The organism is Streptomyces griseoviridis (assembly GCF_005222485.1).
Lineage (GTDB): Bacteria > Actinomycetota > Actinomycetes > Streptomycetales > Streptomycetaceae > Streptomyces > Streptomyces hintoniae.
Genome location: NZ_CP029078.1, coordinates 3,087,853 through 3,105,923 on the forward strand (window position 1 = coordinate 3,087,853; position 18,071 = coordinate 3,105,923).

The window sequence follows — 18,071 nt, forward strand, 5'->3', positions numbered from 1 at the left end:
CACGCACCCGCGCCGCCCCACACAGACCCGCGCCGAACCGCACCGCCCCGCACAGACCCCACCGAGCCCCGCCGACCGACACCCGCCCCCACCCGTCCCCGCCCGTCCGCGCCCCGCGGAATCAGGCGGACATGGGCCGCTGCGTCCGGATGGACTGGAGCAGCCCGATGGCGACCCACACCGCGAACATCGACGACCCGCCGTAGGAGACGAACGGCAGCGGCAGTCCGGTGACCGGCATGATGCCGAGCGTCATGCCGATGTTCTCGAAGGCCTGGAAGGCGAACCAGGCGACGATCCCGGCGGCGACGATCGTGCCGTACAGCTCGGTCGAGTCGCGGGCGATGCGGCAGGCGCGCCACAGGACGACGCCCAGGAGCAGGACGATGAGTCCGGCGCCGAGGAAGCCCAGTTCCTCGCCCGCGACGGTGAAGACGAAGTCGGTCTGCTGCTCGGGCACGAACTGACCGGTGGTCTGCGAGCCGTGGAAGAGGCCGGAACCGGTGAGCCCGCCGGAGCCGATGGCGATGCGGGCCTGGTTGGTGTTGTAGCCGACGCCCGCGGGGTCGAGGCTCGGGTTGGCGAAGGCGGCGAAGCGGGCGATCTGGTAGTCGTCGAGGATGTGCAGCTGCCAGACGGCGAGGGCGCCGAGGGCGCCGGCGCTGATCAGGCCGAAGACCCAGCGGTTGGAGGCGCCGGAGGCGAGCAGCACCCCGAGGATGATGATCACCATGACCATGACCGAGCCGAGGTCGGGCATGAGCAGCACGACCATGATCGGCACGGAGGCGAGTCCGAGGGACTGCAGGACCGTGCGGTGGTCGGGGTACTTCTTGTCGCCGGCGTCGACCCGCGCGGCCAGCAGCATCGCCATGCCGAGGATGATCGTGATCTTCACGAACTCCGAGGGCTGGAGCGAGAATCCGCCGCCGAGGACGATCCAGGAGTGGGCGCCGTTGACGGTGGAGCCGAGCGGGGTGAGCACCATCAGGATCAGGAACACGGAGGCGCCGTAGAGGAGCGGCACGGCGGTGCGCAGGGTGCGGTGGCCGACCCAGACGGTGCCGATCATCAGGGCGAGCCCGATGCCGGTGTTCATGAGGTGGCGGAGCAGGAAGTAGTACGGGTCGCCCTGGTTGATCTCGGTGCGGTTGCGGGTCGCCGAGAAGACGAGGAGCGAGCCGATCCCGGAGAGGGCGAGGCCGGACAGCAGTATCGGCCAGTCCAGGCGGCGGGCGAGCGAGTCGCGGGCGAGGATCCTCGTCCAGCCGGCGCGCTCGGGTCCGTACCCGGAGACGGAGAAGGTGTTGGCTCCGGTCATGTCGGCATCCTCCGGCTGCCCCGCCTGCGCGGTCGCCTGCGGGTGTCACGGTTGGTGGCCGTGGGGTTGGTGACGGTGCCCGCGGGCTGGTTCCCGTCGGGCGGGGTGTCGCCCTTCTCTTCCATTTTCCGCAGGTCGGCGGCGGGGTCGTCGGAGACCTTCGGGGAGACGATGGTCCCGTCCGTGCGGACCTTCGGCAGCCCCTGCTGCGGCGTGGGCAGGAGGGCCTGCTTGGTGTCGATGGAGCCGTCGGCCTTGACGCCGTACAGGGCGTTGTAGATGTTGCGCACGGCCTCACCCGAGGCGCCCGAGCCGGTACCGGCCTGGGCGATGGTCATGATGACCGTGTAGTCCTTGGAGTAGGTGGCGAGCCAGGACGTGGTCTGCTTGCCGTAGACCTCGGCGGTGCCGGTCTTGGCGTGCAGTTCGATCTTGTCCTGGGGCCAGCCGTTGAACTTCCAGGCGGCGGTGCCGCGGGTGACGACGCCCGCGAGCGCCTCGCCCATCCCCTTGACGGTGGCCTTGTTCACCGGCAGCTTGCCGACGGACTTGGGCTTGATCTCCTGGACGGTCTTGCCGTCGCCGCTGATGATCGCCTTGCCGATGGACGGCTGGTACATCGTGCCGCCGTTGGCGAGGGCGCCGTAGATCACGGCCTCCTGGATCGGCGTGACGAGGGTGTCGCCCTGGCCGATGGAGTAGTTGATCGAGTCGCCCTCGCGCATCTTGTTGCCTTCGAGGCAGTTCTCGTAGGCGATCTTCTCGACGTAACTGCCGTCCTTCTTACCGGACTTGCACCAGGCGCTCTTGTTGGCCTTCCAGTAGTCGGCCTTCCACTGGCGGTCCGGGACGCGGCCGGTGACCTCGTTGGGGAGGTCGATGCCGGTCTCCTTGCCGAGGCCGAACTGGTGGGCGGCCTTGTAGAAGTAGTCCTTCGGCTCGCCCTTCTTCGGGTTGATGCCGCCGTCCTTCTTCCACTCGCGGTCGGCGAGCCCGTAGAAGACGGTGTCGCAGGAGACCTCGAGGGCCCGGCCGAGGGAGATCGGGCCGAAGCTCTCGCCCTCGAAGTTCTTGAAGACCTGGCCGCCGACGGAGTACGAGCTGGTGCAGGGGTAGCCGCCGTCCCAGACGTAGCCGGCCTCGACGGCGGCGGCCGTGGAGACCACCTTGAACGTCGAGCCGGGCGCGGACTGACCCTGTATGGCCCGGTTGATCAGCGGGTAGTCGGACTTCTTGCCGGTGAGTTCGGCGTAGTCCTTGGCGGAGATGCCGCCGACCCAGACGTTCGGGTCGTAGGTGGGCGCGGACGCCATGGCGACGACCCGGCCGGTCTTGGCCTCCATGACGACGACGGCGCCGGAGTCGGCCTTGTAGTTCTCGCCGGTGATCTTGTCGAACTGCTGGCGGGCGGTCTTCATCGCGGTGTCGAGTTCGTACTCGGCGATCCGCTGGACCCGGGAGTCGATGCTGGTGACCAGGTTGGAGCCGGGTTCGGCGGCGTCCGCCTTGGCCTTGCCGATGACGCGGCCGAGGTTGTCGACCTCGTAGCGGGTGACGCCGGCCTTGCCGCGCAGCTCCTTGTCGTACTGGCGCTCCAGCCCGGAGCGGCCGACCTGGTCGGAGCGGAGGTAGGGCGAGTCGGTGTTCTGCGCCTTCTGGATCTCCTGGTCGGTGACCGGCGAGAGGTAGCCGAGGACCTGCGCGGTGTTGGCGTTGCCGGGCGCGGCGTAGCGGCGGACGGCCTCGGGCTCGGCGGTGATGCCGGGGAAGTCCTCGGCGCGCTCGCGGATCTGGAGGGCCTGCTTGGCGGTGGCCTCGTCGGTGATCGGGATGGGCTGGTAGGGCGAACCGTTCCAGCAGGGCTTGGGCGTCTTCGCGTCGCAGAGCCTGACCTTGAGGATGACGTCCTCGGGCTTCATGCCGAGGACGCCGGCCAGCTTGGTGAGGACGGCCTTGCCGTCGTCCTTCATCTTCAGCAGGTCGGTGCGGGACGCGGAGACCACGAGCCGGGTCTCGTTGTCGGCGATGGCCACGCCGCGGGCGTCCAGGATGGAGCCGCGCGGGGCGGGCTGGACGACCTGCTGGACGTGGTTGCCCGACGCCTCCTTGGCGTAGGCGGCGCCCTCCCGGATCTGCAGGTACCACAGGCGTCCGCCGAGGGTGCCGAGCAGGGAGAGGACGAGGATCTGGATGACGACGAGGCGGATCTGGACCCGTGGGGTCCGTCCGGTCTCGGGAATGTTGGTCACTGCGGCTGCTCCCCCTCTCAGTGCGGGTACGACTCGGGTCCTCGGCCACCGTGCGGCGCGGGTGGGGCGGCACCGCGCGGCCGGGGTCCGAGGACGCTGTGCGGCGGGTGCGCCGCCTCCTGTGCGGTCACAGCCGCTTGACCCCCTTGATCCGGCCGGCCCGTGCGGCGCGGGCGCGCACGGCCCGCATCTTGATGCCGCCGCGCTGGCCGCCGACGCGCAGCCCGGTGCCCGAGGAGAGCCAGCCGCTGGAGATGTCGGCGGCCTTGCCGGCGGCGGAGGTGCTCTCGGCCAGCGGGTCGTTGTCGGCGCGCCGGGCGAGCACCATCACGCCGGGGACCACGAAGGGCGCGAGCAGCAGGTCGTAGACGGTCGCCGAGAACAGCAGCCCGGTGAGGCCGACATGGCGGGCGGCGGTGTCGCCGACGAGGGCGCCGACGCTCGCGTACAGCAGCGTCGAGCCGATGGCGGCGCCGACCACGACGAGCATCGGGGCGGTGGCCGACTTCAGCCGGCCGTTCTCCGGCTTGACGAGGCCCGCCAGATAGCCGACGACGCAGAGCACCAGGGCGTAGCGGCCGGCCGCGTGGTCGGCGGGTGGCGCGAGGTCCGCGAGGAGCCCGGCGCCGAAGCCGACGAGGGCGCCGCCGACATGGCCGTAGACCATGGCGAGGGCGAGGACGGTCAGGAGCAGCAGGTCGGGGACGGCGCCGGGGAGGTGGAGGCGGGCGAGGACGCTCACCTGGATCACCAGCGCGACGACGATCAGGGCCGAGGAGAGCAGGATCCGGTTGACACGCATGAGGGAACTCAGCTCCTACTGCTGCTCTTGCTGCTGGCCGTCGACGGGGGTGTTGGGGGACGGGGTGACCGTGACCGTGACCGTCGGGATGGGGGTCGGCTGGGGCTTCTTCGGGAGCACCGTGTCGCGCGGGTCCTTCTTCGGGGCCTCGACGACCACTCCGACGACGTCCAGGTTGGTGAAGCTGACGTACGGGGTGACGTACAGGGTGCGGGTGAGTCCGCCGCCGGACGGGTCGACGCGGGAGACGGTGCCGACCGGGACGCCGGGCACGAACGGGCGGTCGGCCTGGGAGCCGAAGGTGACCAGCCGGTCGCCCTTCTTCACCTCGGCCTTGCCGTTGAGGAGTTCGACGCGCAGCGCGCGGTCGCCCTGTCCCGAGGCGAAGCCCAGTTCGTCGTTGCCCTCCATGCGGGTGCCGACGGTGAAGTCGGGGTCGTTGGCGAGCAGCACCGTGGCGGTGCCGGGGCCGACCGTGGTGACGCGGCCGACGAGTCCGTCGCCGTTGAGGACGGTCATGTCGCGCTTGATGCCGTCGCGGGCGCCGACGTCGAGGGTGACGGTCCAGGAGAAGCCCTGGGCCGCTCCTATCCCGATGACCTGGGCGCCCTTGATGCCGTACTGGCCCTCGCCGGCGAGCTTGAGCAGGGTGTCGAGCTGCTTCAGGCGGCTGCGGCTGCGGTCGCCGCTGCCGAGGCTCGCCTTGAGGGTCGCGTTCTCCTTCTCAAGGCGGGCGAGCCGGTCGTGGCGCTCTCCGGAGTCGCGGATCGCGGAGACCGCGTTGCCGACCGGGTCGACACCGGCGGCGACGCCGTTCTCGATCGGGCCGAAGACCGTGGCGGCGACCTGCCGGGCACCGCCGACCGGCGAGTCCTCCCCACCGCGGATGTCGACCGTGATCAGCGCGAACGCGACGGCGATCAGCAGCACCAGGAGCAGCCGGCTCTCTCGTGTGTCCCTCACGTGCGGCGGCCGTGCCTTCCTCATAGGAATGTGCGGGTGTTGTCTGCGCTTATATCAACGATCCGCCGCACGAGAGGAGATCGTCTCGTACGGCGGAATCGAAGGGTTACGTCATCTGCGCGGCTGGGCGTCCAGGACCTGCTGGAGCGCCTCGAACTCCTCGACGCACTTGCCTGAGCCGAGCGCGACGCTGTCCAGCGGGTCCTCGGCGATGTGGATCGGCATGCCGGTCTCCCGGCGCAGCCGCTCGTCGAGGCCGCGCAGCAGGGCGCCGCCGCCGGTCAGCACGATGCCCCGGTCCATGATGTCGCCCGACAGCTCGGGCGGGCACTTGTCGAGGGTGGTCTTGACGGCGTCGACGATCGCGTTGACCGGTTCCTCGATCGCCTTGCGGACCTCGGCCGCGGAGATCACGACCGTCTTGGGCAGCCCGGACACCAGGTCCCGGCCGCGGATCTCGGTGTGTTCGTCGGCGTCGAGGTCGTACGCGGAACCGATCGTGATCTTGATCTGTTCGGCCGTCCGCTCACCGAGGAGGAGCGAGTACTCCTTCTTGATGTGCTGGATGATCGCGTTGTCCAGCTCGTCGCCCGCGACCCGGATGGACTGCGCGGTGACGATGCCGCCGAGCGAGATGACCGCGACCTCCGTGGTGCCGCCGCCGATGTCCACCACCATGTTGCCGGTGGCCTCGTGGACCGGCAGGCCCGAGCCGATGGCCGCGGCCATGGGCTCCTCGATGATGTGCACCTGGCGGGCGCCGGCCTGGGACGACGCCTCGATGACGGCGCGGCGCTCGACGCCCGTGATGCCCGAGGGCACGCAGACGACGACGCGCGGGCGCGCGAGATACCGCCGCTTGTGGATCTTCAGGATGAAGTAGCGCAGCATCCGCTCGGTGATCTCGAAGTCGGCGATGACGCCGTCCTTCAGCGGACGCACCGCGACGATGTTGCCCGGGGTGCGCCCGATCATCTTCTTGGCCTCGGCGCCGACCGCGAGGATGCCACCGGTGTTGGTGTTGATCGCGACGACTGACGGCTCGTTGAGTACGATCCCGCGACCCCTGACGTACACCAGCGTGTTGGCGGTCCCGAGGTCGACAGCCATGTCACGGCCGATGAACGACATTGAGTTCCCCATCAGGATTCGTGTGGCCTTCCCTGGCAGCTTCTGAGAGCTTTTCAGGTCGGCGAAGTGGGTGCGGTGACGTGAAGGCTTCCATCGTAGACGCGCCTGCACGAACACTGCGTGAGGGTCTTCGCCATTGTCAGCAGATGATGTGTGGCTTCGCTTCTGGAGACGGGCGTTCGGGGGTCTGCGTTCCCCCGATCGCCGCCGTCATGCGGGCCCGGAGGTGTCAGGCACGACCGGGAAAGAAGATCTTCACCTCGCGTTCGGCCGACTCCTCGGAGTCGGACGCGTGGATCAGGTTCTCCCGGACGATGACACCGTAGTCACCGCGGATGGAGCCGGGCGCGGCGGCGATCGGGTCGGTCGGTCCCGCGAGCGCCCGCACGCCCTCGATGACCCGCTCGCCCTCGACGATGAGCGCGACCACGGGACCCGACGCCATGAACTCGACGAGCGGCTCGTAGAACGGCTTGCCCTGGTGCTCGCCGTAGTGCTGCTCCAGCGTGTCCTGGTCGAGGGTGCGCAGCTCCAGCGCGCTGATCCGCCAGCCGGCCTTGCGCTCGATACGGCTGATGATCTCGCCGGTCAGTCCGCGCCGGACGGCGTCAGGCTTGAGCAGGACGAGGGTGCGCTGGCTCACGGGCGGGCTCCTTCAAGTCAAGAGTGGTGCGGAGAAGACGAGGTTACCCGGCGTGTCGCGCCGTCTGTCACACAGCGTCAGGTTCGGCGGAGGCCGACTGCGCCGCGAACCGCGCCTTCGCCTCGTCGATCTGCCGCCCGTAGTGGACGGAGGCCCACCACAGGGCGGCGAAGATCAGCCCGAGGACGAACATCGTGGGCACCACGAAGCCGGAGGCGATCAGCGCGACCTGGAACGCCCAGCCGAGGGCGATGCCGCCCGGCCGGGTGATCACGCCGCACAGCAGCACGCTCACGAGCATCGCGATGCCGCTGACCGTCCACACGGTGGACATGGCCAGGTCGGGGTCCTTCATGGCGACGAGCCCGGCGAAGCCGATCACGAACAGCTCGCCGATCAGGGTCGAAGCGCAGAGGGTACGCACGGGGTCAGCCCCTCCCCAGGAGCAGTCGGGCCTCGCCGACGGTGATGACGGAACCGGTCACGAGGACGCCGCCGCCGGTGAACTCGCCGTCTTCCTCGGCGAGGGTGATCGCGGCCTCCAGGGCGTCCGGCAGCCGCGGCTCGACCTGGACCCGCTCGTCGCCGAAGACCTCGACGGCGATGGCGGCCAGCTCGTCGGTGTCCATCGCGCGGTGGCTGGAGTTCTGGGTGACGACGATCTCGGCGAAGACCGGCTCGAACGCTTCGAGGAGCCCGCGCACGTTCTTGTCGCCGCTCGCGCCGACCACGCCGATCAGCCGGCTGAAGTCGAACGCCTCGCCGACCGCCTCGGCGGTCACCCGCGCGCCGGCCGGGTTGTGGGCGGCGTCCAGGACGACGGTCGGCGAGCGCCGTACGACTTCGAGGCGGCCGGGCGAGGTCGCGGCCGCGAAGGCCTTGCGGACGGTGTCGAGGTCGAGCGGGTCGGGGCGCTGCGAGCCGACCCCGAAGAACGCCTCGACGGCGGCGAGCGCGACCGCCGCGTTGTGCGCCTGGTGGGCGCCGTGCAGCGGGAGGTAGATCCCGGGGTACTCGCCGCCCAGGCCGCGCAGGGTGATCAGCTGTCCGCCGACGGCGATCTCGCGGGCCACGACGCCGAACTCCAGCCCCTCGCGGGCCACCGTCGCGTCGGCCTCCACGGCCTTCTTCAGCAGCACCTGGGCCGCGTCCACGGGCTGCTGGGCGAGGATCACGGTGGCGCCCTGCTTGATGATCCCGCCCTTCTCCCCGGCGATCTCGCCGGGTGTCCCGCCGAGCCGGTCGGTGTGGTCGAGGTCGATGGGGGTGACGACGGCGACGTCGCCGTCGATGACGTTCGTCGCGTCCCAGCTGCCGCCCATGCCGACCTCGACGACGGCCACGTCCACCGGGGCGTCCGCGAAGGCCGCGTAGGCCATGCCGGTGAGCACCTCGAAGAAGGAGAGCCGGTACTCCTGCTGGTCGTCGACCATCTCCACGTACGGCTTGACGTCCTCGTACGTCTCGATGAAGCGCTCGGCGGAGACCGGGGCGCCGTCCAGGCTGATCCGCTCGGTGACGGACTGGACGTGCGGCGAGGTGTAGCGGCCGGTGCGCAGCTCGAACGCGCCGAGCAGGGACTCGACCATGCGGGCGGTGGAGGTCTTGCCGTTGGTGCCGGTGATGTGGATCGAGGGGTACGAGCGCTGCGGCTCGCCCAGGAGGTCCATCAGCGCGGCGATCCGCGCGACCGACGGCTCCAGCTTGGTCTCGCCCCAGCGGCCCGCCAGCTCGGTCTCGACCTCGCGCAGCGCCCGGTCGAGCGCGGGGTCCTCGGGCCGGCCCGGCACGTCGGCCTGCGGCAGGGCGCCCTGGGCGCGCAGCGTACGGCTGCCCGCCTCGATGACCGCGAGGTCGGGGTCACGGTCGGTCTCTGCGCCGACGATCTCGTCGAAGGGGTCGTTGTCCGGGGGGAGGGTACTCACCCCACCAGTCTACGGAGCACCCCCCAACATCCCGGACCGGGGAGCCCCCGCCCTACGGCCCGGGAGAAACACCAAGCTCCCAGAGACACGGGAACCGCCAAGCTTGCAGGGGCGCGAGAACCGGCAAGCTTCCAGGGGCGCGGGGAACGGCGCGTTTTTCAGGGGCGCGGGGAACTGCGCACCTTTAGGGGCGCGGGGAACTGCGCATCTTTTCGACGACGCGAGACCCGACGCCCCCTTCAAACCCCGGGAACCGCATCCCCCAGGGGCGCGGGGAACGGCGCATCTTTGAGGGGCGCGGGGAACTGCGCATCTTCTAGGGGCGCGGGGAACTGCGCGACCAGCCACAGCGCACCCGCACCCGGAAACGCACCCGAGCCCCCCAGCCCCCGCCCCGCCCCGAACCCCCGCCGCGCGCCCGGTCACGCCACAGGCAACCGCTCCAACTGCCCACCGATCCGCACGATGTCCGCCTCCGCCTTCGCCAGCCGCCCCCGGATCTTGTCGACGACATGGTCAGGCGCCTTCGCGAGAAACGCCTCGTTGCCCAGCTTCGCGACGGCCTGCGCCTTCTCCTTCTCCGCGGCCGCGAGGTCCTTCGCGAGCCGCTTCCGCTCCGCCGCCACGTCGATCGTGCCGGACAGGTCGAGGGCGACCTCCGCACCCGCGACGGGCAGCGTCGCCGTCGCGGTGAAGGCGTCGCCCTCCGGCTGGAGCCGCAGGAGCTGCCGGATGGCCGCCTCGTGCGGCGCGAGGTCCGTGCCGTCGAGCGCGAGCCGCGCGGGCACCCGCTGCCCCGGCTGGAGGCCCTGGTCCGCGCGGAACCGCCGGACCTCGGTGATGACCTGCTGGAGCGTCTCGATCTCCCGCTCGGCCGCCGCGTCCCGGAAGCCGCTGTCGGACGGCCAGTCGGCGATGACGACGGACTCGCCGCCGGTGAGGGTGGTCCACAGCGTCTCGGTGACGAACGGGACGACCGGGTGCAGCAGCCGCAGGGTGACGTCGAGGACCTCGCCGAGGACCCGCCCGGAGACCTTCGCGCCCTCGCCGCCGGCCTGGAACGTCGTCTTGGACAGCTCGACGTACCAGTCGAAGACCTCGTCCCAGGCGAAGTGGAAGAGGGCGTCGGAGAGCTTCGCGAACTGGAAGTCCTCGTAGAACGCGTCGACTTCGGCGACCACCGTGTTGAGGCGGGAGAGGATCCAGCGGTCGGCCGCCGACATCGCGGAGGCGTCGGGCAGCGGCCCCTGGACCGTCGCGCCGTTCATGAGCGCGAACCGTGTCGCGTTCCAGATCTTGTTGGCGAAGTTGCGCGAACCCTGGACCCAGTCCTCGCCGATCGGGACGTCGACGCCCGGGTTGGCGCCGCGCGCGAGGGTGAACCGCAGCGCGTCGGAACCGTACTTGTCCATCCAGTCGAGCGGGTTGACCGCGTTGCCGAAGGACTTCGACATCTTCTTGCCGAACTGGTCGCGGACCATGCCGTGCAGGGCGATGGTGTGGAACGGCGGGGTGCCGTCCATCGCGTAGAGGCCGAACATCATCATCCGGGCGACCCAGAAGAAGAGGATGTCGTAGCCGGTGACCAGGACGGAGTTCGGGTAGAACTTCGCGAGCGACTCGGTCTGTTCGGGCCAGCCGAGCGTGGAGAAGGGCCACAGCCCGGAGGAGAACCAGGTGTCGAGGACGTCGGTGTCCTGGTGCCAGCCCTCGCCGGTGGGCGCCTCGTCGTCCGGGCCGACGCAGACGACCTCGCCGTCGGGGCCGTACCAGACGGGGATGCGGTGGCCCCACCACAACTGCCGTGAGATGCACCAGTCGTGGAGGTTGTCGACCCAGTCGAAGTACCGCTTCTCCATCTCCTGCGGGTGGATCGCGACCCGGCCGTCACGGACCGCGTCACCGGCGGCCTTGGCGAGCGGGCCGACCTTGACCCACCACTGCATGGAAAGCCGCGGCTCGATGGTGGTCCTGCAACGCGAGCAGTGGCCGACGGAGTGGACGTAGGGCCGCTTCTCGGCGACGATCCGGCCCTCGGCGCGCAGCGCGGCGACGATCGCCGAGCGGGCTTCGAGACGGTCCTGGCCCTGGAAGGGGCCGGGGACGGTGATCACGGCGTGCTCGTCCATGACGGTGATGGCCGGCAGCCCGTGGCGCTGGCCGATCTCGAAGTCGTTGGGGTCGTGGGCCGGGGTGACCTTGACGGCGCCGGTGCCGAACTCGGGGTCGACGTGCTCGTCGGCGACGACGGGGATGGACCGGTCGGTCAGCGGCAGCTTGATGAGCTTGCCGACGAGGTGCCGGTACCGCTCGTCCTCGGGGTGGACGGCGACGGCGGTGTCGCCGAGCATCGTCTCGGCACGGGTGGTGGCGACGACGATCGTCTCGTCGCCCTCCCCGTACTTCATGGAGACCAGCTCGCCGTCGTCGTCCTGGTACTCGACCTCGATGTCGGAGATCGCGGTGAGACAGCGCGGGCACCAGTTGATGATGCGCTCGGCGCGGTAGATCAACTCGTCGTCGTAGAGCCGCTTGAAGATGGTCTGGACGGCCTGCGAGAGGCCCTCGTCCATGGTGAAGCGCTCACGCGACCAGGCGACGCCGTCGCCGAGGCGGCGCATCTGGCCGGAGATCTGGCCGCCGGACTCGCCCTTCCACTGCCAGACCCGCTCGACGAACGCCTCACGGCCGAGGTCGTGCCGGGACTTGCCCTCCTTGGCGAGTTCCCGCTCGACGACGTTCTGGGTGGCGATGCCGGCGTGGTCCATGCCGGGCTGCCACAGCGTCTCGTGGCCCTGCATGCGCTTGCGGCGGGTCAGGGCGTCGATGAGGGTGTGCTCGAAGGCGTGCCCGAGGTGGAGGCTGCCGGTGACGTTCGGCGGCGGGATGACGACCGTGTACGGAGGCTTCTCGCTCGTCGCGTCCGCCTCGAAGTAGCCCCGCTCGACCCAGCGCTCGTACAGCGGCCCCTCTACGTCGGCCGGCGCGTACTGGGTCGGCAGTTCGGAGTCGGGCGCGGTGGGCTGCTGATGAGCGTTCTCGGTCACGCGCTCAGTGTAGGGGCGTCACGACGGTGTCCCGAAACGGGATTCTTCTGTAACGGTGGGGCCCCCGACACCGTGCGGTTCCCGCCCCTGGGCCAGGATGTCAGGAACACATAAAGCTTGTGGAGGGGAACCCAGGAATGAGTCACCAGCAGCCGGGCCCGTACGGCGGGCAGCCCCAGCAGCCCGGACCGTACGGCCCGCCGGGACCCTACGGGCAGCCGCCGCAGGCCCCGCAGCCCGGCTACGGCTACCCCCAGCAGCCCCCCGCGCCCCAGCCCGGTTACGGCTACCCGCAGCAGGCCCCGCCGGCCCAGCCCGGCTACCCGTCCGCCCCGCCGCAGGGCTACCCCGGGCAGGGCCCCTACCAGCAGCCCGGTGTCCCCCCGCAGGGTCCCTACGGCCAGCAGCCCTACGGCGCCCCGCCGCAACCGCCGGCCTCCGGCGGCGGCAGGAAGACGGGTCTGGTCGTCGGCGTCGTGGCGGTGGTGGCCGCCATCGCGGTGGGCGCCTACTTCCTGATCGGCTCGGGCGGCGGCGGCTCGGACATCGCGGACGACGGCGCGCACAAGCTGACCACCCCGGCCACCGTGATCAACGGGACGTACAAGAAGTCGGAGAGCGGCAGTTCCTCGGACGACCTGTCGGACTCGGACGCCTCGGACTTCGAGAAGTGGGGCGTCAAGGACGCCAGGAAGGTCAGCGCCGCCTACGCGAGCGGCTCGGGCATGACGGCCGAGAACCTGTCCTTCGGCGGGGTCTACGGGACCATCGACGACCCCGAGGCCGTCGTGGACGCCATGTTCGCGAAGATCAAGTCGGAGTCGGAGAAGGGCAGTTCGGGCGGTGACAGCAAGCTGCTCGGCAGCCCCGAGAAGGTCGAGCCGGCGGGCTTCGCCGACGGTGTCATGAAGTGCCAGGTGGCGCAGATCGACAACACCGACGCCCCTTCGGCGGCCGCCCCGAAGTCCTTCAAGATGCCGATGTGCATCTGGGCGGACCACAGCACCAGCGCCTATGTGACGGCGATCAGCTTCGCCTCGCTGGCCTCGGGCGAGGGCGGCTCGGCCGCCCACACCGCGGACCTCGCCGCCAAGCTCCGCAACGACGTGCGCGTCAAGGTCTGACCCCCGCGCCCGGCGACGAGAAGGGCCCCGGTCGGTCGACCGGGGCCCTTCTCATGTCCGTTCTCATGTCCGTGCGGCGGGCGTCACGCCGTCTTCTGCTCGCCCGGTCCCCGGCCGCGGGCGTCGCGCGGGATCAGGGTCGGGTTGACGTTCGAGCGGACCACGTCGGCGGTGATGACGACGCGGGCCACGTCCTTGCGGGACGGCACCTCGTACATGACCGCCTGGAGGACCTCCTCCATGATGGCGCGCAGGCCGCGCGCGCCGGTCTGGCGGAGGATGGCCTGGTCGGCGATGGCCTCCAGCGCCTCGTGCTCGAAGTCCAGTTCCACGCCGTCGAGTTCGAAGAGGCGCTGGTACTGCTTCACCAGCGCGTTGCGCGGCTCGACGAGGATCTGCAGGAGCGCCTTGCGGTCGAGGTTGTGGACCGCGGTGATGACGGGGAGCCGGCCGATGAACTCGGGGATCATGCCGAACTTGACCAGGTCCTCGGGCATGACGTCCTCGAACTGGTCCTTGGCCTCAAGCTCGCGCTTGGAGCGGATCGTCGCGCCGAAGCCGATGCCCTTGGCGCCGGCCCGGGACTCGATGATCTTCTCAAGACCGGAGAACGCGCCGCCCACGATGAACAGGACGTTCGTCGTGTCGATCTGGATGAACTCCTGGTGCGGGTGCTTGCGTCCGCCCTGCGGCGGCACGGAGGCGGTGGTGCCCTCCAGGATCTTCAGCAGGGCCTGCTGGACGCCCTCGCCCGAGACATCGCGGGTGATCGACGGGTTTTCGCTCTTACGGGCGACCTTGTCGATCTCGTCGATGTAGATGATGCCCGTCTCGGCCTTCTTGACGTCGTAGTCGGCGGCCTGGATGAGCTTCAGGAGGATGTTCTCGACGTCCTCGCCGACGTAGCCGGCCTCGGTGAGCGCCGTCGCGTCCGCGATCGCGAACGGGACGTTCAGCATCCGGGCCAGGGTCTGGGCCAGCAGCGTCTTGCCCGAGCCGGTCGGGCCGAGGAGCAGGATGTTGGACTTCGCGAGCTCGATCGCGTCGTCACGGCCCGCCCCGCCGCCGTTCTCGCCGGCCTGGACGCGCTTGTAGTGGTTGTAGACCGCCACCGACAGGGCCTTCTTCGCGGACTCCTGGCCGACCACGTAGCCCTCGAGGAACTCGTAGATCTCGCGCGGCTTGGGAAGTTCCTCCCAGCGCACCTCGCTGGTCTCCGCGAGTTCTTCCTCGATGATCTCGTTGCAGAGGTCGATGCACTCGTCGCAGATGTACACACCAGGCCCTGCGATGAGCTTCTTGACCTGCTTCTGGCTCTTGCCGCAGAACGAGCACTTGAGCAGATCGCCGCCGTCACCGATGCGTGCCACGGTGTGCTTCCCCTTCGCCTGGGAGACGCCTAGGTCCAGCGGCTCCTGGTGCTGCCTTCATCCGACGGTACCTTGCCGAGCCCCCCGTTCGGGCCCCCCTTGGCACGGTTCACTTCCAGGTGCCCGATTGCCGTGCACCTTGTCGCGCTCCGTGCCAAGGAGCGGCAGACGATACAGCGTCGCGCTAGCGGACGGACTCGTTGTTCATCTTCCGGGTCGAGATGATCTGGTCGATGAGGCCGTACGACAGGGCTTCCTCGGCCGTGAGGATCTTGTCGCGCTCGATGTCCTCGCGGATCTTCTCGATCGGCGTGGTCGAGTGGCTGGCCAGCATGTCCTCGAGCTGCCCGCGCATCCGGAGGATCTCGTTGGCGGCGATCTCCAGGTCGGAGACCTGACCGCGGCCCGTCTCGCTGTAGGGCTGGTGGATCAGGACGCGCGCGTTCGGCAGGGCCATGCGCTTGCCCGGGGTGCCGGCGGCCAGCAGGATCGCCGCGGCGGACGCCGCCTGGCCCATGCAGACCGTCTGGACGTCGGGCTTCACGAACTGCATCGTGTCGTAGATCGCGGTGAGCGCCGTGAAGGAGCCGCCGGGGCTGTTGATGTAGATCGAGATGTCCCGGTCCGGGTCCATCGACTCGAGGCACAGCAGCTGCGCCATGACGTCGTTGGCCGAGGCGTCGTCGATCTGGACGCCGAGGAAGATCACCCGCTCCTCGAAGAGCTTCGCGTACGGGTCGTACTCGCGCACGCCCTGCGAGGTGCGCTCCACGAAGCGCGGGATGACGTACCGGGACTCGGCCGCCGGGGCGGTGTACTCGGCGCGCACGCGGTCGTACAGGCCGCTGCCGGGGATGTCGTTCACTGTCTGTCTCCTAGAGGCTGTGGCGGTCGGCTGAGGGGCTGTACGGGGGCCGTGTCAGGCCCCGGTGCCGCCGCCGCCCGGCATGTTGGCGGCCGTCGTGATGACCTCGTCGATGAGGCCGTACTCCTTGGCCTCGTCGGCGTCGAACCAACGGTCGCGGTCGGAGGCCCGGGTGATCTCCTCGAACGTCTGACCGGTGTGCTGGGAGGTCAGCTCCGCCATGCGCTTCTTGGTGTGCAGCAGCCGCTCCGCGTGGATCTTGATGTCGGAGGCCGAGCCGGCCAGACCGGCGGACGGCTGGTGGATCAGGATCTCGGCGTTCGGCAGGGCGAAGCGCTTGCCCGGGGTACCCGCGCTGAGCAGGAACTGACCCATGGAAGCGGCCAGGCCCATGGCGATCGTCACCACGTCGTTCTTGATGTACTGCATGGTGTCGTAGATCGCCATGCCGGCCGTGATCGAGCCGCCGGGGCTGTTGATGTAGAGGTAGATGTCCTTGTCCGGATCGGCGGCAAGGAGCAGCAGCTGTGCGGTGATCTTGTTCGCGATGTCGTCGTCGACCGGCTGGCCGAGGAAGATGATCCGCTCGTTGAGCAGCCGGTTGTAGACCTGGTCGCCGAGGCCACCACCGATGGAAGGCTCGCCGGCGGCGGAGGGCATCAGATTCGTCACGTATCCACCTGCTCGTCTTACGACGGCGCCGGGCCGTCTCACGTGTTCTGCCGGGGCCTGGGGGCCTTCCGGCGCTAATCGGGGACTCCCCTGCCCTCGTATTCATGGACCCTAACGCGCGGGTCCCTTCGGAGAATCCCGGATATGGGGGTGTTCGCCGGGGGCGTAGCCCGACGGGCCCCCGGGGAAGTCCCCGGGGGCCCGTCGCACGTCCTGTCGAAGACGCCGCGGGACTCAGCCCTCGGTCTTCTCCGCACCCTTGTCGGCCTTGTCAGCCTTGTCGGCCGAGTCAGTGGCGTCGGCGGCGTCGGCCTTCGCCTCGGCGGCGTCACCGGCGGCCTCGGCCGCGTCGGTGCCCTCGGCCTCGGTCTCGTCCTCGTCGTCCAGGTCGACGATCTCGCCGTTGGTGTCCTTCACGGTGGCGGACTCGACGACGACGGCCAGGGCCTTGCCGCGCGCGACCTCGCCGACCAGCAGCGGCACCTGACCGCCCTCGACGACGGCCTGGGCGAACTGGTCGGGGGACATGCCGGAGGAGGCGGCGCGGCGCATGAGGTGCTCGGTGAGCTCCTCCTGGTTCACGTTCAGCTTCTCCTGCTTGACCAGCTCGTCGAGGACGAACTGGGTCTTGATGCCCTTGACCGCCGCCTCACGCGTCTCGGTCTCGAACTCCTCCTCCGTCTTGCCCTGGATCTCCAGGTACTTCGGGAGGTCGAGGCCCATCTGACCGAGCTGGTGGTGCTCCAGGTTGTGCTTGCGGGTGTTGATCTCGTCCTCGAGCAGCTTCTCGGGGACGGGCACCTCGACCAGCTCCAGGAGCTTCTCCAGGACACGCTCCTGCGCCTGGGTGGCCTGGTCGTACTGCTTCATGTTGGCGAGGCGCTTGCGGCTGTCGGCGCGCAGCTCCTCCAGGGTGTCGAACTCGGAGGCGAGCTGCGCGAACTCGTCGTCCAGCTCGGGCAGTTCGCGGGCGGCGACCTGGGTGACCTTGACGGTGACCTGGGCCTCGCGGCCGGCCGCGGAGCCGCCCTTCAGCTCGGAGGCGAAGGTGGCCTCGCCACCGGCCTCCAGGCCCTTGACGGCGTCGTCGATGCCGTCGAGCAGCTCGCCGGAGCCGATGGTGTAGGAGACGCCGCTGGCGACGCCGTCCTCCAGCACCTCGTCGTCGACCTTGGCCTCCAGGTCGACGGTGACGACGTCGCCGTCGCCCGCGGCGCGCTCGACCGGCGAGGTGGCGGCGAAGCGCTCACGGAGCTGCTCGACCGACTTGTCGATGTCCTCGTCGGTGACCTCGATCGCGTCGACCTCGACCTCGATGCCGGAGTAGTCCGGGATCTGGATCTCGGGACGGATGTCGACCTCGGCGGTGAAGTTCAGCGTGTCGCCGTCCTTCAGCTCCGTGATGTCGACCTCGGGCTGGCCCAGGACGTTGAGCTCGGCCTCGTTGACCGCCTCGGTGTAGAACTTCGGGAGCGCGTCGTTGACCGCCTCCTCCAGGACCGCACCGCGGCCGAACCGCTGGTCGATGACGCGGGCCGGGATCTTGCCCTTGCGGAAGCCCTTCACCGTGACCTGCTGGTTGATCTTCTTGTACGCCGCGTCGAGGCTGTCCTTGAGCTCCTCGAAGGGCACCTCGACAGTGAGCCGAACCCGAGTCGGGTTCAGGGTCTCCACGGCGCTCTTCACGGTTCGGTCTCCTTGTGGCTGACTTCTTGGGTTCTGCCGGGACCAGAGTGGACCGGCGGATCGCGCCCTGAGGACTTTCTTGATGAGAGGCACACGGGCGTGCAGCTTGCATAGTAACGGCAGCGGCGACACGCCCCAAAGGCGATCACGCGAGGTGATCGCGCGGATGACCGGTGTTGACCGGTCGGTGGTCGGGGTGGCGGGATTTGAACCCACGGCCTTCCGCTCCCAAAGCGGACGCGCTACCAAGCTGCGCCACACCCCGTCTGGTGC

Annotated in this window: 14 protein-coding genes and 1 tRNA gene; 1 reads left to right on the forward strand and 14 read right to left on the reverse strand. The window is 69.7% G+C overall.

The genetic code is table 11. From position 1 onward, the window contains the following. Window positions 1-121: 121 nt before the first annotated feature. The 9 genes from rodA to DDJ31_RS12815 form a co-directional block, all read right to left on the reverse strand. Entirely contained in the window at window positions 122-1,321 is a 1,200-nt protein-coding gene (gene rodA, locus DDJ31_RS12775; protein WP_127180144.1) for a rod shape-determining protein RodA, read from the reverse strand. Further along, a complete protein-coding gene (gene mrdA / locus DDJ31_RS12780) occupies window positions 1,318-3,570 on the reverse strand; it encodes a penicillin-binding protein 2 (protein ID WP_127180143.1) in 2,253 nt (750 codons plus the stop codon). The genes rodA and mrdA overlap by 4 nt, the downstream gene beginning before the upstream one ends. 127 nt (window positions 3,571-3,697) lie before the next feature. Continuing rightward, window positions 3,698-4,372, reverse strand: a complete 675-nt coding sequence (gene mreD / locus DDJ31_RS12785) for a rod shape-determining protein MreD (protein WP_127180142.1) — start codon at window positions 4,370-4,372, stop codon at window positions 3,698-3,700. Between the two features lie 15 nt (window positions 4,373-4,387). Then, on the reverse strand, window positions 4,388-5,335 hold the full coding sequence (gene mreC, locus DDJ31_RS12790) for a rod shape-determining protein MreC (RefSeq protein WP_127180141.1): 948 nt from the start codon (window positions 5,333-5,335) through the stop codon (window positions 4,388-4,390). 111 nt (window positions 5,336-5,446) lie between these two features. After that, window positions 5,447-6,466, reverse strand: a complete 1,020-nt coding sequence (locus tag DDJ31_RS12795) for a rod shape-determining protein (protein ID WP_004931372.1) — start codon at window positions 6,464-6,466, stop codon at window positions 5,447-5,449. Window positions 6,467-6,695: 229 nt separating this feature from the next. Further along, entirely contained in the window at window positions 6,696-7,109 is a 414-nt protein-coding gene (ndk, locus tag DDJ31_RS12800; protein WP_127180140.1) for a nucleoside-diphosphate kinase, read from the reverse strand. A gap of 67 nt (window positions 7,110-7,176) precedes the next feature. After that, window positions 7,177-7,533 carry a DUF4233 domain-containing protein gene (locus DDJ31_RS12805; protein ID WP_127180139.1) on the reverse strand — a complete coding sequence of 119 codons (357 nt, stop codon included), beginning with the start codon at window positions 7,531-7,533 and terminating at the stop codon, window positions 7,177-7,179. Between the two features lie 4 nt (window positions 7,534-7,537). Then, window positions 7,538-9,034, reverse strand: a complete 1,497-nt coding sequence (gene folC / locus DDJ31_RS12810; protein ID WP_127180138.1) for a bifunctional tetrahydrofolate synthase/dihydrofolate synthase — start codon at window positions 9,032-9,034, stop codon at window positions 7,538-7,540. A gap of 422 nt (window positions 9,035-9,456) precedes the next feature. After that, window positions 9,457-12,081, reverse strand: coding sequence for a valine--tRNA ligase (locus tag DDJ31_RS12815; protein ID WP_127180137.1), 2,625 nt, complete (start codon window positions 12,079-12,081; stop codon window positions 9,457-9,459). 137 nt (window positions 12,082-12,218) lie between these two features. Here DDJ31_RS12815 and DDJ31_RS12820 point away from each other — a divergent pair, with 137 nt between their 5' ends. After that, window positions 12,219-13,205 (forward strand): hypothetical protein, encoded by a 987-nt coding sequence (locus DDJ31_RS12820; RefSeq protein WP_127180136.1) that lies wholly within the window; start codon window positions 12,219-12,221, stop codon window positions 13,203-13,205. An 83-nt stretch (window positions 13,206-13,288) separates the two neighbouring features. On the opposite strand, the gene clpX is transcribed toward DDJ31_RS12820, so the two are convergent. The 5 genes from clpX to DDJ31_RS12845 form a co-directional block, all read right to left on the reverse strand. After that, window positions 13,289-14,575, reverse strand: coding sequence for an ATP-dependent Clp protease ATP-binding subunit ClpX (gene clpX / locus DDJ31_RS12825; protein ID WP_127180135.1), 1,287 nt, complete (start codon window positions 14,573-14,575; stop codon window positions 13,289-13,291). Window positions 14,576-14,759: 184 nt separating this feature from the next. Continuing rightward, entirely contained in the window at window positions 14,760-15,440 is a 681-nt protein-coding gene (locus DDJ31_RS12830) for an ATP-dependent Clp protease proteolytic subunit (RefSeq protein WP_127180134.1), read from the reverse strand. A 54-nt stretch (window positions 15,441-15,494) separates the two neighbouring features. After that, window positions 15,495-16,100, reverse strand: a complete 606-nt coding sequence (locus DDJ31_RS12835) for an ATP-dependent Clp protease proteolytic subunit (protein WP_161353015.1) — start codon at window positions 16,098-16,100, stop codon at window positions 15,495-15,497. Between the two features lie 246 nt (window positions 16,101-16,346). Further along, window positions 16,347-17,798 carry a trigger factor gene (tig, locus tag DDJ31_RS12840; RefSeq protein ID WP_127180133.1) on the reverse strand — a complete coding sequence of 484 codons (1,452 nt, stop codon included), beginning with the start codon at window positions 17,796-17,798 and terminating at the stop codon, window positions 16,347-16,349. A gap of 188 nt (window positions 17,799-17,986) precedes the next feature. Beyond that, window positions 17,987-18,063 (reverse strand) — tRNA-Pro (locus DDJ31_RS12845). Between the last annotated feature and the right edge of the window lie 8 nt (window positions 18,064-18,071).

Bases quoted from the DNA above. Each gene is read 5' to 3' on its own strand.
- rodA (WP_127180144.1), bottom strand. From the start codon at position 1,321: ATGACCGGAGCCAACACCTTCTCCGTCTCCGGGTACGGACCCGAGCGC.
- DDJ31_RS12820 (WP_127180136.1), top strand. From the start codon at position 12,219: ATGAGTCACCAGCAGCCGGGCCCGTACGGCGGGCAGCCCCAGCAGCCC.
- mreD (WP_127180142.1), bottom strand. From the start codon at position 4,372: ATGCGTGTCAACCGGATCCTGCTCTCCTCGGCCCTGATCGTCGTCGCG.
- DDJ31_RS12795 (WP_004931372.1), bottom strand. From the start codon at position 6,466: ATGTCGTTCATCGGCCGTGACATGGCTGTCGACCTCGGGACCGCCAAC.
- DDJ31_RS12835 (WP_161353015.1), bottom strand. From the start codon at position 16,100: ATGCCCTCCGCCGCCGGCGAGCCTTCCATCGGTGGTGGCCTCGGCGAC.